Annotated in this window: 11 protein-coding genes; 5 read left to right on the top strand and 6 right to left on the bottom strand. The window is 65.0% G+C overall.

The window, feature by feature from the left end; genetic code table 11:
* Positions 1-13: 13 nt before the first annotated feature.
* The 3 genes from AX703_RS16410 (at position 14) to AX703_RS16400 (ending at position 4,651) form a co-directional block, all read left to right on the top strand.
* Positions 14-610 carry a hypothetical protein gene (locus AX703_RS16410; RefSeq protein ID WP_062345576.1) on the top strand — a complete coding sequence of 199 codons (597 nt, stop codon included), beginning with the start codon at positions 14-16 and terminating at the stop codon, positions 608-610.
* 163 nt (positions 611-773) lie between these two features.
* Positions 774-3,572 (top strand): TonB-dependent receptor, encoded by a 2,799-nt coding sequence (locus AX703_RS16405; protein ID WP_062345573.1) that lies wholly within the window; start codon positions 774-776, stop codon positions 3,570-3,572.
* The gene (locus AX703_RS16400; protein WP_062345571.1) at positions 3,572-4,651 is read left to right on the top strand and encodes a phytase; all 1,080 of its coding nucleotides are present in this window, start codon (positions 3,572-3,574) and stop codon (positions 4,649-4,651) included. Before AX703_RS16405 ends, AX703_RS16400 begins: the two co-directional genes overlap by 1 nt.
* A gap of 41 nt (positions 4,652-4,692) precedes the next feature.
* Here the strand turns inward: AX703_RS16400 and AX703_RS16395 are convergent, their stop codons facing one another.
* Together AX703_RS16395 and AX703_RS16390 are read right to left on the bottom strand one after the other, a co-directional pair.
* Positions 4,693-6,384: an MFS transporter gene (locus tag AX703_RS16395; protein ID WP_062345567.1), complete on the bottom strand. Its 1,692-nt coding sequence runs from the start codon at positions 6,382-6,384 to the stop codon at positions 4,693-4,695.
* Positions 6,385-6,460: 76 nt separating this feature from the next.
* The gene (locus AX703_RS16390) at positions 6,461-7,906 is read right to left on the bottom strand and encodes a S8 family serine peptidase (protein ID WP_231735578.1); all 1,446 of its coding nucleotides are present in this window, start codon (positions 7,904-7,906) and stop codon (positions 6,461-6,463) included.
* Between the two features lie 131 nt (positions 7,907-8,037).
* Between AX703_RS16390 and AX703_RS16385 the strand changes: the two genes are divergently transcribed.
* A complete protein-coding gene (locus AX703_RS16385) occupies positions 8,038-8,574 on the top strand; it encodes an RNA polymerase sigma factor (RefSeq protein ID WP_062345566.1) in 537 nt (178 codons plus the stop codon).
* Complete coding sequence (locus AX703_RS16380) at positions 8,571-9,302, top strand: anti-sigma factor (protein ID WP_062345564.1); 732 nt, start codon at positions 8,571-8,573, stop codon at positions 9,300-9,302. The genes AX703_RS16385 and AX703_RS16380 overlap by 4 nt, the downstream gene beginning before the upstream one ends.
* Before the next feature lie 35 nt (positions 9,303-9,337).
* Here the strand turns inward: AX703_RS16380 and AX703_RS16375 are convergent, their stop codons facing one another.
* From AX703_RS16375 to AX703_RS16360, 4 genes are read right to left on the bottom strand one after another with little or no spacing between them, the layout of a single operon-like run.
* Positions 9,338-10,495 (bottom strand): OprO/OprP family phosphate-selective porin, encoded by a 1,158-nt coding sequence (locus AX703_RS16375; RefSeq protein WP_062345562.1) that lies wholly within the window; start codon positions 10,493-10,495, stop codon positions 9,338-9,340.
* A complete protein-coding gene (locus tag AX703_RS16370) occupies positions 10,492-11,310 on the bottom strand; it encodes a hypothetical protein (protein WP_062345560.1) in 819 nt (272 codons plus the stop codon). The genes AX703_RS16375 and AX703_RS16370 overlap by 4 nt, the downstream gene beginning before the upstream one ends.
* A complete protein-coding gene (locus AX703_RS16365) occupies positions 11,307-12,242 on the bottom strand; it encodes an ABC transporter transmembrane domain-containing protein (protein ID WP_062345559.1) in 936 nt (311 codons plus the stop codon). Before AX703_RS16365 ends, AX703_RS16370 begins: the two co-directional genes overlap by 4 nt.
* A gap of 23 nt (positions 12,243-12,265) precedes the next feature.
* On the bottom strand, positions 12,266-13,390 hold the full coding sequence (locus AX703_RS16360; protein WP_197423742.1) for a DUF1611 domain-containing protein: 1,125 nt from the start codon (positions 13,388-13,390) through the stop codon (positions 12,266-12,268).
* Positions 13,391-13,407 lie beyond the last annotated feature (17 nt).

The following is a 13,407-nucleotide window of genomic DNA, read 5'->3' as shown; positions in this document are numbered from 1 at the left end:
GCCAAAGGGCATCGTGTTCTCGTCATGGGGCCTGCGCGAGGGCGTGCTGTTCGGATCGCTGCCCGACGCGGCGCAGCGCGAGGACCCGTTGCTCGCCGGTGTCAGCGCCTTCGTGGAGCCAATGGGCGTCGATGCGGCGCTGGTCGAGGCGACGGTGGCGGCGGTCAGGGAAGTTGCGCCGCTGGCGGAGACCCCGGTCGGGCGGGCGGCGGTGATGCTGTGCCTGGCTGCGGGCCGGGTCGAGCCCAACCTGCGGCGCGAATTGCCGACGGAATGGGGCCTGCAGAAGCGCTGGGTGGGCGTGGACAACGCCGGGCGCGCCGCGCTGGCCAGCGCCTTGCGCGCGAGCCTTGGCAAGGGCGGTGCCGGTCAGGTGCCGTGGAGCGCCCTCGCCTCGCAGGACCTGCTGTTCGAGGCGCGGACACTGGGCCACGCGGCGCGGCTGTGCCGGCGGCTGAGTGCGGGATCGGCGCGGGTGCTCGGCCAGGTGCGGCTGCGGGCCGAGGGCGGCACGATCGTGATCGACAGCCCCGACCCCAACCTTGTCGGCGACAGCGCGGCGCGCGACCTGCGCGAGCTGGTGCAGCACTGCAGCACGCCTGCCGCCTGACATCTGCGTAACAGTTTGTTGCCCGACATAATGCGGAGCGCCCGCTTTTCCGCAATTGTTACGGCTGTTTGAAACGCATTCTTCGTTCTGCCTTCGAACTGTCGCGTGACCGTCAAACGCAGTGCCTAGGGGCTCCCCAGCCAAGTCATTCAGGGGGCTTACCATGACATCTGTGTTTTCCGCGGCGCGCAGCCGCACTCTGCTTCGTGCGATGCTGCTGGGTTCGGTTGCCGCGCTCGCTGCCACGCCAGCCTTTGCCGAAGACCTTGCCGCGGAAGAGAGCGCCGAGGCGCCGATCGTGGTGACGGGCGAACGTCCGATCGCCGAATCCGAAGCCGCCGCGCTCGATGTGCAGAAGAAGTCGGATTCGCTGGTAACGGTGCTGTCATCCGATGGCGTCGGCCGCCTGCCCGACCAGAACATCGCGCAAGCCACCAGCCGCCTGCCGGGCGTTGCCATCGAGCGCGACCAGGGCCAGGCGCGCTATATCAGCTTGCGCGGTGCGCCCAACTACTGGACCACGCTGAGCTTCGACGGGATCAACGTCGTCAGCCCCGAGGGCCGCGATGCGCGGTTCGATTCGATCCCCTCGGCAATTGCCAAGCAGGTCATCGTTTCAAAGGCGGTGACGGCGGACATGCCGGGCGAGACGGTTTCGGGTAACGTCAACGTCATCACCCGCTCGGCCTTCGACTTCGCCGGGCTGCACGTTCAGGGCAAGGCCGGGATCGGTTACGCCGAGCTGGGTGACCGCCGCGAGTACGAAGGATCGCTGGTCGTTTCCGATCGCTTCAAGGCGGGTGACGGCGAGATCGGCGTGCTGCTTTCGGGCAGCTTCTTCGAACGCAACATGATCACCGACAATTTCGAGATCGACTGGGAGCGCGTTTCGCAGGACCAGCGCCCCGGCAACGGCACCCGCTTCTGGGCGCGCGAGACGGAGAACAAGCTCTATCGCCTGCGCCGCCGCAACTGGTCGGTCTCTGGCCGCATGGACTGGAAGCCTGACAGCGAGAACACGATTTCGCTGCGGTCGGTCTACACGATCTTCACCGACGACGAAGCGCGCGACAACTACATCTTCGACATGGATGACAAGCAGGGCGATCTTTCGAACAGTGCGGCCGCCTGCCCGACCACGATCAACACCACGCCGACCACCACCGGCTATGCCGACGTCTGCATCGGCAACACGCCGCTCAAGGGCACGGTCTATGGCATCGACATCAACCAGCGTTCGACCCTGCGCGCGTTCCGCCAGTCGATCTTCACCAACACGCTGGAAGGCACCCACGAGTTCGGCGAAGGCTGGAAGGTAAACTGGCTGGGCAACTATACCGAGTCCAAGGACGACCGGTCGGTGGTGGGCGAAGCGCGCTGGAACAGCCCTTCCACCCGCTCTGCCCGCCCGACCGTGGCCTATGACTTCACCAACCCGCTGCGCAACACGCCACGGTTGTTCACGACGGTGCAGCTTTCCAGCCCGACGCGCTACACCGCCGGGACTGCCGTCAGCGCAATCGACACTTTCACCAAGCCACTTGCCGAGCTTCGCCTACTTGACGCGGTGGACACGACCAAGGCCTATACCGGCCGCCTGATCGTGGCCAAGGACACCAGCTTCCTGGGTGGTGATGCAACCTTCAAACTGGGTTTCCAGTTCGACCAGCGCACCAAGGTGGTGGACGAAAGCCAGATCTCGCTGACGGCGGCGGGCGACTTCGCCAAGATCGGCATCCCCACCGACTACAACCAGTTCTCGCTGGATCAGGCGTTCCTCGGCAAGATCCCGATGGGCTACACCTTCCGCTATTTCGATACCGACAAGATGCGCCAGTATGCCGACGCCGCGCGCGCCAATTTTACCTTCACGCCCAATACCGCGAACATCTATGACGTGCGCGAGCAGGTCTTTGCCGGTTTCGCCATGGGCACGCTGCGGTACGACTGGGGTTCAATCGTCGGCGGTGTCCGTGTCGAACACGTGAAGAACCGCGGGATTGCCGAGGCCGACATCGCCGGAACCAAGGGCATTGTCACCGCCGAGGCGAGCCAGACCCTCGTTTTCCCGAGCCTTCACCTCAATTATGACTTGGCCGAGGACAAGAAGTTCAGGCTTTCGTTCAACAGCGGCGCGGCGCGTGCGGACTATGACCAGATCCGCCCGAACGTGACCGTGAACGATGCGAACCTGACGATCTCGGGCGGCAATCCCGGCGTGAAGCCGGAACGCGCCTATGGCGTGGATGCCTATTTCGAATGGTACGTGCGTCCGCAGGGCTACCTGATGGCCGGCGTCTTCTACAAGAAGGTCGAAGACGTGCTCTATTCGCAGCGCCGCACCTTCAATTCGGACGTGCTCAACAGCGGTGGCGTGGATCGTTCGCAGTACACCTTCACCGGCATCACCAACGGCGGTGACGGGCGCATCTTCGGCTTCGAGGTGGCAGCGCAGCTGCAGCTGGAACCGTGGACCGAAAGCCTTGGCCTGCCAGACTTCATGGGCGGCTTCGGCGTCAGCGCCAACCTTACGTACAACGACAGCGAGGTGACCAAGCCTGCGGTGGGCGACGTCCCTGCCCGCAAGGTGCGCCTGCCCGGCACGTCCGACTGGGTCTACAACCTTGGCGCCTATTACGAGAAGTACGGCCTGTCGCTGCGCCTGCAGTACCAGCGCCGCAGCACCTGGCTTGATGGCTATGCCGACGACCTGACCGATGCTGGCGATACCTATTGGGCCGCCGACGACGAACTCGATTTCTCGGCACGCTATGCGATCACGAAGAACTTCGAGGTCTATTTCGATGCCTCGAACCTGCTGAACAAGCCGGGCCGCCGTTATTCCGAGCCGGGCAACCTGCTGACGGCAACCGGCACGCCGACACCCGCCACCAACATCTACACCATCGAATACGAACGCTTCGGCCGTCGCTATGCGGCGGGCGTGCGGATCAACTTCTGATGGTTGCCCTGCCCAGGTTCGTCACGGCAGGATCGGGGGCATTGCTCCCGGTCCTGTTCCTCTCTGCATGCGCCAGCGTGGAGGAGTTCCCGCGACCATCCTATCCGGCGGTGGACGTGGCAGCGACGGCTGAGACCGCGCCGGTCGGATCCGCCAATGCCGATGCTGCCGATGACCCGGCGATCTGGCGCAATGCTGCCAATCCCGCGGCCAGCCTGATCGTCGGCACCGACAAGAAGGTGGGGCTTTATGTCTATGGCCTTGACGGCAAGGTGCGCGATTTCGTCGCGGCGGGTGCGCTCAACAATGTCGACTTGCGCGAAGTGCGCCCGGGCTTCGTGCTGGTGGCGGCAAGCGACCGCACCGACGTGGCTGAGCCAAAGATCACGCTGTTCCGGCTGGATGGAGTGACGGGCAAGCTGACCAGCCTTGGCGTGAGGAGCTTCCTTGGGGCCGGTCACGCTCCAGCCGAGGCCTATGGCTTCTGCATGGGCAAGGCGCTGGCTGTAGGCGAACTGGCGCGGGCCTATGTCGTGCTCAAGGACGGCACGGTGGCGGAAAGCGCACTGGAAGAGGTTGGCGGCATGATCACCGCGCGGCATCTGCGCTCTATCCGCTTCCGCACGCAATCCGAGGGATGCGTGGTGGATGACCGCACTGGCCTGCTCTACGTGGCCGAGGAGGACGTTGGCATCTGGCGGGTCGACTTGCGCGCCGCGGTCCTTCAGGCGGAAGCCTTTGCCATGGTCGGCGCGGAAAAGGGGCTGGCAGCCGATGTCGAAGGGCTGGCGCTGGCACCCGAAGGACGGGACGGCGGAATGCTCGTCGCATCGAGCCAGGGCGACAATGCCTATGCGCTGTTCGATCTGACCACAGCGCAACCGCGCGGCCGCTTCCGCATTGTCGCAGGCCAGTTCGGCGCAACCAGCGATACCGACGGGATTGAACTGATGCTTGGGGACTTCGGCCCTGCCTTTCCTACTGGCCTGTTCGTGGCGCAGGATGGCGATAACGCGCCGCGCGCGCAGAACTTCAAGATGGTGCCGTGGCAGGCGGTGCTGGACAACCTCAAGCCGTAAGCGGTGCGCGGGGGCGTCTCCGGAAGCCCCCGCGCTCCGCGTCAGTCGTCGATGCTGCGCTTGTAGGTTTCCGGCAGGAAGACGAGGCCGATCACGCAGGTGGCAGCGGCGACGATCACCGGGTACCAGAAGCCGTAATAGATATCCCCGTTGGCCGCGACCATGGCAAAGCCGATGGCGGGTAGCAGGCCGCCGAGCCAGCCGTTGCCGATGTGGTAAGGCAGGCTCATCGAGGTGTAGCGGATACGGCTGGGAAACAGTTCAACCAGCATCGCCGCGATCGGGCCATAGACCATGGTCACCAGCAGCACGAGGTAGAACAGGATCGCCACGACCAGCGGCTTGTTGATCTCACCGGGATCGGCCTTGGCGGGATAGCCAACCGTCTCCAGGCCAGTCGCAACCTCTCTGGCGAAGGCGGCGATGGCGGCTTTCTTTTCCTCGCCGGCAACCTTGCGCGGATCGGGCGCCGCCAGTGTCGTGTCTCCGATCCGGATCGAGGCCGGCGTTCCCGCAGCAGCGGCGACGTTTTCGTAGTTCACGGCCGCCTTGGCGAGCGCGTTCTTGACGATGTCGCAGCTGGTCGTGTCGAACTTGTTGGCGCCGACCGGGTCGAACTGCGAGGAACATTCCGCCGGATCGGCCATGACCTTGACCGGGGCATTGGCCTGGGCATGGGCGAGCGCCGGGTTCGCCGCTGCGGTCAGTGCCTTAAACGCCGGGAACATGGTGAGCGCAGCCAGCGCACACCCCGTCAGGATGATCTTCTTGCGGCCGATCTTGTCGGACAGCCAGCCGAAGAACAGGAAGAACGGGGTGGCACAGGCCAGCGCGATAATGATCAGGGTATTGGCGGTCAGGCCATCCACCTTGAGCATCTTCTCGAGGAAATACATCGCGTAGAGCTGTCCGGTGTACCAGACCACCGCCTGTCCGGCGATGGCGCCGAAGAACGCGATCAGCACGATCCTGAGGTTCTTCCATTCACCGAAGGCTTCGGACAGCGGGCGCTTGGAGGAGGTGCCTTCCGCCTTCATCTTCTGGAACACGGGCGATTCATGCAGCTTGAGGCGCAGCCACAGGCCGATGCCCAGGAACACGCCCGAAAGCAGGTACGGCACGCGCCAGCCCCAGTCCTTGAAGGCCGCTTCGCCAACGCCGGTGACAGGCGAGCGTACGAGGATCACGATCAGCAGCGCCATGGCAAGGCCCGCCGTGGCGGTGATCTGGATCCAGCTGGTATAGAGGCCGCGCTTACCCTCGGGCGCGTGTTCGGCAACGTAAGTCGCCGCGCCGCCATATTCGCCGCCAAGGGCAAGGCCCTGGAACATGCGCAGCACGACCAGCATGATCGGCGCGGCGACGCCGACGCTTTCATAAGTGGGCAGGCAGCCGACGAGGAAGGTCGACAGACCCATGACCAGCAGCGTGACAATGAAGGTGTAGCGACGGCCGACCATGTCGCCGATCCGGCCAAATACCAGCGCGCCGAACGGGCGGACGATAAAGCCCGCCGCGAAGACCAGCAGCGCCATGATGAACGACGTCGTCTCGTTGAGGCCAGTGAGGAACTTGGCGGCGATGATCGCGGTGAGGAGGCCGTAGAGGTAGAAGTCGTACCACTCGAACACCGTGCCCAGCGATGAGGCCGTGATGATCAGCTTCTCGCTGTGAGTGGCCTGGTGATGCTTCGGCAAGGCCGAGATATCATCGGGAGTTTCCAAGTCGGGCATCCTCGTTCAATTTTCTTGTCGTCCTCTTGATACGGTCTTTGACGGCAAAGCCGAATTTAATCGTCGGTCCGCCTCGCTACTCGATCAGGCCAAAGCCGTAAGTCTCGTCGAAACCCTGCGTACCCAGATCCTTCGCCGCTTTCCTGAGCAGCAGCCGGCAGGCAGAAGCATCCGCGCCGGTAGCGCGACAGCGGCCGAGCCAGGCTGAAACGACCGGCGTGGCGAACGATGTCCCGGTGAACCTCGCTAGATTACCCCCGGCCTCTGCCGCCAGAACATCGACTCCGTAGCTGGCAACGGCGATATGCCTGCCGCGCTGGGCCAGCCGATAGACCCGGCGATCTTTATCGACCGCGGTTACTGCGATTACGCCCGGAACGGCTGCCGGATAGGACGGCGGTGCCGTGGGGCCACCGTTTCCGGCCGCGGCGACCACCACCTTGCCAGCCTTCACCGCATCACGAATGAGGCGGTCGAGAATGGCGTTGCGCGGTCCGGCCAGGCTCATGTTGATGACCGGAGCGCCCTGGAGCAAAGTCCATTCCAGCGCTGCGGCGATGACTTCGGCAGAGGTATATGGGCGATCCGCCGGGCCCCTGAAGATGTTGGCGCTGTAAATGGTCGGACGACCGGCACTGGCCAGCAAGGAGGCCACTGCAGTGCCATGCCGGGCCTGCGCCTGCGGCGTGGCCCCTTCACTCCACGGAACGATCCGGGCCTTGGCGAGCGCTTGATGCGACAAGACTGCGGTATCGATCACGCCAACCGAAAAGCTTTCGTTTGCGCGGGTTGGCATTGTTCTTTCACGTGTCTTGTGCGGTTTGTTGCCAGCTGTCAGGTCCATGCCGTAATAATGGACGACGTCGACTGTGGCGCCTGGGGCAAGTTCACGCAGCCGATCCCTGGCGAGGGTTGCGCTGGTTCCGCTAGGGGCCGCAAGGCGCAGCAGGTCGCGGTCGAGCGCTTCGAGACGGGTCCGCTCGATGATCCGGTAACCGGAGCGCTGTATCTGCACCAAGACGCCTTCGGGCACATCCAGAGCAAAGACTTCGCCGCGCCGGACCGGAAATCCGCGCTCGTCATGTTCGGCGCGTTCGCCATCGGCGATGTCCCGGATTTCGACGCTGCTTCCCCGTTCAAGGCTGTCGTCGTCTGACTGCTCGGCAAGCTCGGCGGCATCCTCAAGCTCGTCCTCGGCTTCGTCGGCCAGTTCCTTTTCGTAGTCCGCTTCGGCCTTTTCGGCATCCTCGGCAGCCTTGGCTTCATCCTCGGCGCGATCGGCTTCCAGCTTGGCGAGATCCTCGGCGGCCTTTGCCGGTTCGCGCACCTCCCGTTCTTCAATGCGACTGCGATCACGTTCGAAGCGGGCGGCGCGCTCTTCCGCGCGCTGGGCAGCGCGATCCTGCTCGCGCTCCAACCGTTCCTGCGCACGCTGGGTTTCGGGCGGATCGCGGTCATGCGGGAACACGGGCACTGCAAGCAGCCCGATGGCAATTCCTGACAGGATGGCGCGCATGTCCATGGATGAAATCCTGCTTGATACGCGCCGACAACGACTGCAAGTGCCTGCTATTCCGATGGTCGGCAACTTTTTGTAGCGCGACCGGGGGCGGGTTGGAATAGCCGGACGCACAAGACGTTGTGGGGGCATGGATGGAGCAGGCAGATCACGATGCAGGAGCAATGCGCGCGGCAATAGTCGCCGCATTGCCGCGCCTGCGACGGTTCTGCCAGGCCATGGCAGGGAACGCCGCCGATGGAGACGATCTGATGCAGGCCACGGTTGAAAGGGCGCTGCGGCGTGCCGACCAGTTCGAGCCAGGCACGCGGCTCGACAGCTGGATGTATCGCATTGCGCAGAACATTCACATCGATGGTGCGCGCGCTGCCCGGCGGCGCGGCACGGCAATCGATGTCGATGCCCTCCACGGTATTGCCGGCAGCGATGGGCGCGAGACCGTCGAGAACCGGTCGCAACTGTCCGCTGCCCAGCGCGCGCTGCAGGCGCTGCCCGATGATCAGCGTGCGGTCTTTGCCCTCGTGGTGATCGAAGGCCGCAGCTATCGCGATACCGCCGAAACACTGGAGGTGCCGGTGGGCACGGTCATGAGCCGACTTGCCCGGGCCAGGGCAAGGATCGCCTTATGCCTTGGCGAAACGCAATTCACGCAGAAGGATGCCCAACCATGACCCCTTCGCGCGAAGAACGGCTTGCCGCATGGCTCGACGGCGAGCTTACCGGCGCAGACCTTGACGCATTCGAGGCTGAACTTGCTTCCGACCCCGAGCTCAAGGCCCTTGCCGACGAATGGGGCGCAAACGACGCCCTGATCGCCGGGGCTTTTGCGCCGGTGGCAGAGGCGCCAATCGATCCGGCAATGCTCGAGCGGCTCGGCCTTGGCGAACCGGCTCCGCTTGCGGTTCTGCCCCCACCCTCATCCTTGGCCGCCAACGACAATCCGCCATGGTGGAGACGCCATGCCCTGCCTATGGGCGGAGCGATTGCTGCGAGCCTCGTGGCCGCTTTGGTGCTTGCCCCTCGCGGTGGCTCGCCTAATCGCGATCCGTTCTCGCTCGCTCTGGATCGGACGCCTTCGCTGGCTTCGGCAGAGCTGCCCGATGGCCGCAGGATCACCCCGGCGCTGACCGCGCGCGCGGCCGATGGGCGCTGGTGCCGCGAATTTGGCGAAGGTGGCAAGGTGGCCGTGGCCTGCCGCGACACGAAAGGCGTCTGGACGATCGAAGCGCAGGGGGCTGGCGGAACCTCTTCCAACACCGGGGACTACGCGGTGGCAGCCGGAGCCGACGATGCCGTGCTGGAGGCAGCCCACCGTCGTCTGCAGCTGGCCGATCCGCTTGATGCGGCTGCAGAACAGGCGCTGATCGCAAACGAATGGGGCGGCCACCCCAGCAGGTGACCGCCCCGGCGGAAGCCAACCCGAAAGGCTCCGCTTTAGAAGTTCACCTGAGCACGCAGGACACCCACGCGATTCTTGACCGGCGCGCCCCCGCTGGGGAAGCGGACGCGGTTGTCGGTGTATGTGGCCAGCAGGCGCAGATTGGTGCTGATCGTCCAGATTGCGCTGGCACTGAGCGCGCGGCCGATGCCCCTGTCGAAAGTGCCATCGACCAGGTCGAGGCGGCTGTAGCGCGCGGCGATTTCAACAGCACCTCCGCCCTTGCGACGTTCCGGACCGCCGAAGATTCCACTCGACGCACTGTAAGCATGGCGCTGACCGGTCACGATCCAGCCGACCTGGACGGTCTGGCCATTGAAGCTGCGATCGTCCCGCAAGGTGCGATGCAACTTGAGCGACAGGGCCTGCGCCTGAACCAGCACCGGGCCAAGCGAGACGGCTGCTTCGACGTTCAAGGCCCTGAGCGTTTCGAGCGATCCGAGCGTACCGCTGGACATGATGTTAGGAGCGAAGATGGAGCCAGGGTCGGCGGTAAAGCGTACGCGCTCGATCGCTGAAAATGTCCTGCGTTCTCCTCCGACGCCCAGATGCACGATTGCCTTGCGTGAGCGAACCGGCGCGAACGTGAGCCTGCCCACCACACCCTTTCCGCGCTCGGTGGTGCGGCCTTCATCGTTGGCGAGAGCATCGGTGAAATACCCCACGCTGGCGCTCCAGTTCCGGCCGCCGGAGGTGATCGCGCCACCAAGGCCGAAGCCGCCGGTCAGGGCAGATGCCATCGAGCGTTCGGCAAATGGCGTGGCATTCGAACTTTGCAGGTCCTCCATCGAGAACGGCACGATCATGTTGCCGCCCTTGATCTCGAGGTTCTTCACCGGTTCGATGGAGACCCAAAGATTGCGCCAGCCTCTGGCCCCGGCAAATTCGCGATCGACGCGAAAGCGCAGGATTTCACCAACCCGACCGGACAGCTCAATGCGGGCGCGGCGGACGTCGGCGCTGGTCACTCCTGTACGTTGCAAGGCGGGATCGTCGAAGACGCTGGCGTCAAGATGCAGGCGTCCGCCGAGGTTCAGTTGCAGCGGGCCTGCATCAAGCGTGAGGCCTTTCTCATCTGCTTTGACCTCTTGCGCATGGGCAGGCAGAGCACAAAGGGCGATTGCGGGGGCGATAGCCCTTGCAAAGGTGTTCATGTTTCAGGTTCCTCGGGTTTGGCCCGGCGCGTGCCGAGCTGATGTAGGACAAGCGGGACGAGGCCAAGCTGGACGGCATCGCCGAAGGCGTGGCTCAGGCCTGGAATGATCGTGAGGCTGCATGAAAAGCCCGCCTTGCGCATGGCCCGGTCCCAGCGCCGGGCGCGCTGGAGGCGATGTACGCCCTGCACGGCGTCAATGGCATCGGAGCGCCGCAAGGCTTTGTCCTGCCGCCGGTCAAGCGAGCCGACCAGCACGTCGAAACGGACATGGGCGAGCGCGGTGTGATCGATCGGGCCAGGAGCGTCCTGAAGGCCGAGTGGCCACGGGAGGCAGCAATCGGGCATGGTGTACCATCCGGCGGCGGCAGCGATGCAATGACGCACCTTGTGAGGGTGGAGCATGGCGAACCGGTGGGCGAACTGAGCCCCGCCGGAAAAGCCGAACAGGTTGCACTGCGCGCCATGCATGCCGAACCGGACAGCCGCATCTGCAAGGATGTCGAAAAGGGCATCGTCGCAATGCAGAGCGCCATCCGGATCGCGCACTTGCTGATATCTGCCGAAGCTCCCGCGCTCGAACAGAGGGGCGATCACCGGGATGCCGTGCAGCGCAGCAAGTTCGCCAAAGCGCAGCGCCAATTCTGGGGCGTTACGTGAAATCCCATGGACCACCACGAGCGGGACGGCATCGCTTGCGCAGTTCTCGGGGATCACCGCGTAATAGCGGCGGGCTGGCGTCGCCGGCACGGTAACGAACTGCGGCAGGGTCATTGTGATTGCAGCCGTTTGCGGGATCGGGAACAGAGCGGTCATGCGCAGTCCTGTCTGTTTGCAGGTCGAAAGCGGTGCCTGGGCTCGGAAAGGTCGACCAGCACTAGGGAATCCGGTTGCGGAGGCGCCTTGGGAAGGCGCATCAGGCGCCGGATGCGGAGCGCCGAAATACGCGCCGAGATCCATAGCTCTGCCGCGCGGGCAAGGTCGTTCAGGGCAAGGCCAGCTGTGCCGATCACCACGACCGTTCCTGAAATCGCGCCACCATCGAGCAGCACGACCAGCACGATCAGGCTGGTCAGCAGGTGCGGCAGGCCACGCAGGGTTCCGGTCCACCAGGCACGCCGCAAGGCGGCACGGTTCAGGGCATCGCTGCGCCGCCGAAGGCGCCGCAGCCGGGCTCGCTGCCGTGGGGGAACGGCACCGTCCGCCATTTCTGCAATCGTGTCAGAAGCAAAGGCGGACAGGCGCCCACGGGTGCGCCGCACCTCGCGGACCGCGCGCGACATCGGGCCCAGCAGGGCGGCTCCTGCCGCCATGCCAAGCAACAGAAGGGTGGCGATCCTTGCGCAAAGCCATGGTGATTGCGCCGCGGCCCAGGCCAGAAGGGCAGCCACGAGGATTGGCGCTGTGGCGGCACGCGGCAACCCGTCGCTCAACCACTGGCGCCGGGCGGACAGGTCGCCAACAAAGACCTGCAGCAGGGCCCCATGGCGCTGGCGGGCGATCTGCGACGGATCGGCCCGCAAGATGCGCCGGAACAGCCCGGCGCGCACTTGCGCCACTTCGTGCCAGCCAATCGCCTCGCACAGCCTTCGGCGCGCCACCTCCAGCCCGAAAGCGCAGAGCAGCGCGACCACCGCTAGCGCAACTATGGGCGAGGCGGCCGGCTGCTGCGCTGCGCGGTGCACAAGCGCGGCGCCGACGAGCGTTGCGCAGGCTTGCGCAACGGCCACCGAAACCGGAGGCAGCATGCGCCGCGCGATGGATGGGGAAATCAGGCGAGGCACGATTTCGCATCGCCAGCGAAGCAGATCTTCGGCGCAGTCAGGGGATCGCGCAAATCGGCCAGCGACAGGACCGGCCAACCGAGCGCCGCTTCGGCTTCTCGCACGGCAAGCGGTGACGCACTGAGCAGACCGGACACGCCAAGCACCCGATGCCCTGCCCTCACCAGCCAGTCATGGCCAGCCACCGCGCCCATTGCATCGCCTGCCGCGAACAGCACGCCGTGCAGCGCCTCACGCAGGCGGCCACACTTGAGGAGGGCGCCGGTTTCGCGCTGCAGCAAGCCGTCGGCCACTTCGATGACGATGATGTCCGGATTCGAGGCCGCGCTGTGGGCGACGAGCGAGAGCGCGACGCTTTCGATGCGGTCTAACGTAAGGCCAGCTGTCGAAGTGTGGCCATGATCGGTGAAATCGAGAACAGAGCGCGCGCCAGCATCAAGCATGGTCCACAGATCGCCACCGGAGCCCGTCCCCGTGACCTTGCTCGCAGCGACATTGAGGCCGGCCCGCGACAATCCATGGATCAATCCGGCCGCAGCAGTCGTCTTGCCCGCGTTCATCGACGTGCCCACCACCGCGACGACGGGAGGCAGGACAGGTGGCAGGGTCAGGCGTGGCAGTCCGAACCAACCGAGGTTGAGTACCTTGCCATCGTCATCGGCCAGCAGGCCAACCGGCTCGATCCGCGTGGCCGACCGCATCTTCGCGTGGCGGCTGAGGACAAGACCGGCGACGCCACCACCGGCGACCAGATCACAGGCCGAAAGGTCCTGAGGTACAACGGCCTCGAACTGGTCGGGTGCGTAGCGTTCGCCATAGGCGACGATGATTTCGTCGCCGACATAGAGCTGGGCGCGGCGGCCATGGGGCGATTCAAGCTTCTGGTGCTGGCCGAGCTGAGCCACCCGCGCCAGCACCAGATCCCCCGCCCGCGGCCTTACGTCGCTGCGCAGCCGTGTCGCCAGATCAAGGTCGACACGGCGCGTGGTGAAGGCCCGCTTTGCAGCCATGCGGCGATCCTCGTGCAAGGCCCGCCCCTTGCGCGCGATCGTCCCTGTTACGTCCTGGCTTGGTGCAACCAGGCTTCCCTGGGCTTGCAGGTCCTGCAGCATGTCCAATCACCCCTTCT

The sequence above is a fragment of the Novosphingobium sp. CCH12-A3 genome (assembly GCF_001556015.1).
Classification (GTDB): Bacteria; Pseudomonadota; Alphaproteobacteria; order Sphingomonadales; family Sphingomonadaceae; genus Novosphingobium; species Novosphingobium subterraneum.
The sequence above is the reverse complement of the archived record's forward strand: the minus strand, read 5'-3'. Positions and strand labels throughout refer to the sequence as shown.

Excerpts from the sequence above, each read along its gene's own strand:
- AX703_RS16405 (WP_062345573.1), top strand. The coding sequence starts at position 774 with ATGACATCTGTGTTTTCCGCGGCGCGCAGCCGCACTCTGCTTCGTGCG.
- AX703_RS16400 (WP_062345571.1), top strand. The coding sequence starts at position 3,572 with ATGGTTGCCCTGCCCAGGTTCGTCACGGCAGGATCGGGGGCATTGCTC.
- AX703_RS16395 (WP_062345567.1), bottom strand. The coding sequence starts at position 6,384 with ATGCCCGACTTGGAAACTCCCGATGATATCTCGGCCTTGCCGAAGCAT.
- AX703_RS16390 (WP_231735578.1), bottom strand. The coding sequence starts at position 7,906 with ATGGACATGCGCGCCATCCTGTCAGGAATTGCCATCGGGCTGCTTGCA.
- AX703_RS16385 (WP_062345566.1), top strand. The coding sequence starts at position 8,038 with ATGGAGCAGGCAGATCACGATGCAGGAGCAATGCGCGCGGCAATAGTC.
- AX703_RS16380 (WP_062345564.1), top strand. The coding sequence starts at position 8,571 with ATGACCCCTTCGCGCGAAGAACGGCTTGCCGCATGGCTCGACGGCGAG.
- AX703_RS16375 (WP_062345562.1), bottom strand. The coding sequence starts at position 10,495 with ATGAACACCTTTGCAAGGGCTATCGCCCCCGCAATCGCCCTTTGTGCT.
- AX703_RS16370 (WP_062345560.1), bottom strand. The coding sequence starts at position 11,310 with ATGACCGCTCTGTTCCCGATCCCGCAAACGGCTGCAATCACAATGACC.
- AX703_RS16365 (WP_062345559.1), bottom strand. The coding sequence starts at position 12,242 with ATGCTGCCTCCGGTTTCGGTGGCCGTTGCGCAAGCCTGCGCAACGCTC.
- AX703_RS16360 (WP_197423742.1), bottom strand. The coding sequence starts at position 13,390 with ATGCTGCAGGACCTGCAAGCCCAGGGAAGCCTGGTTGCACCAAGCCAG.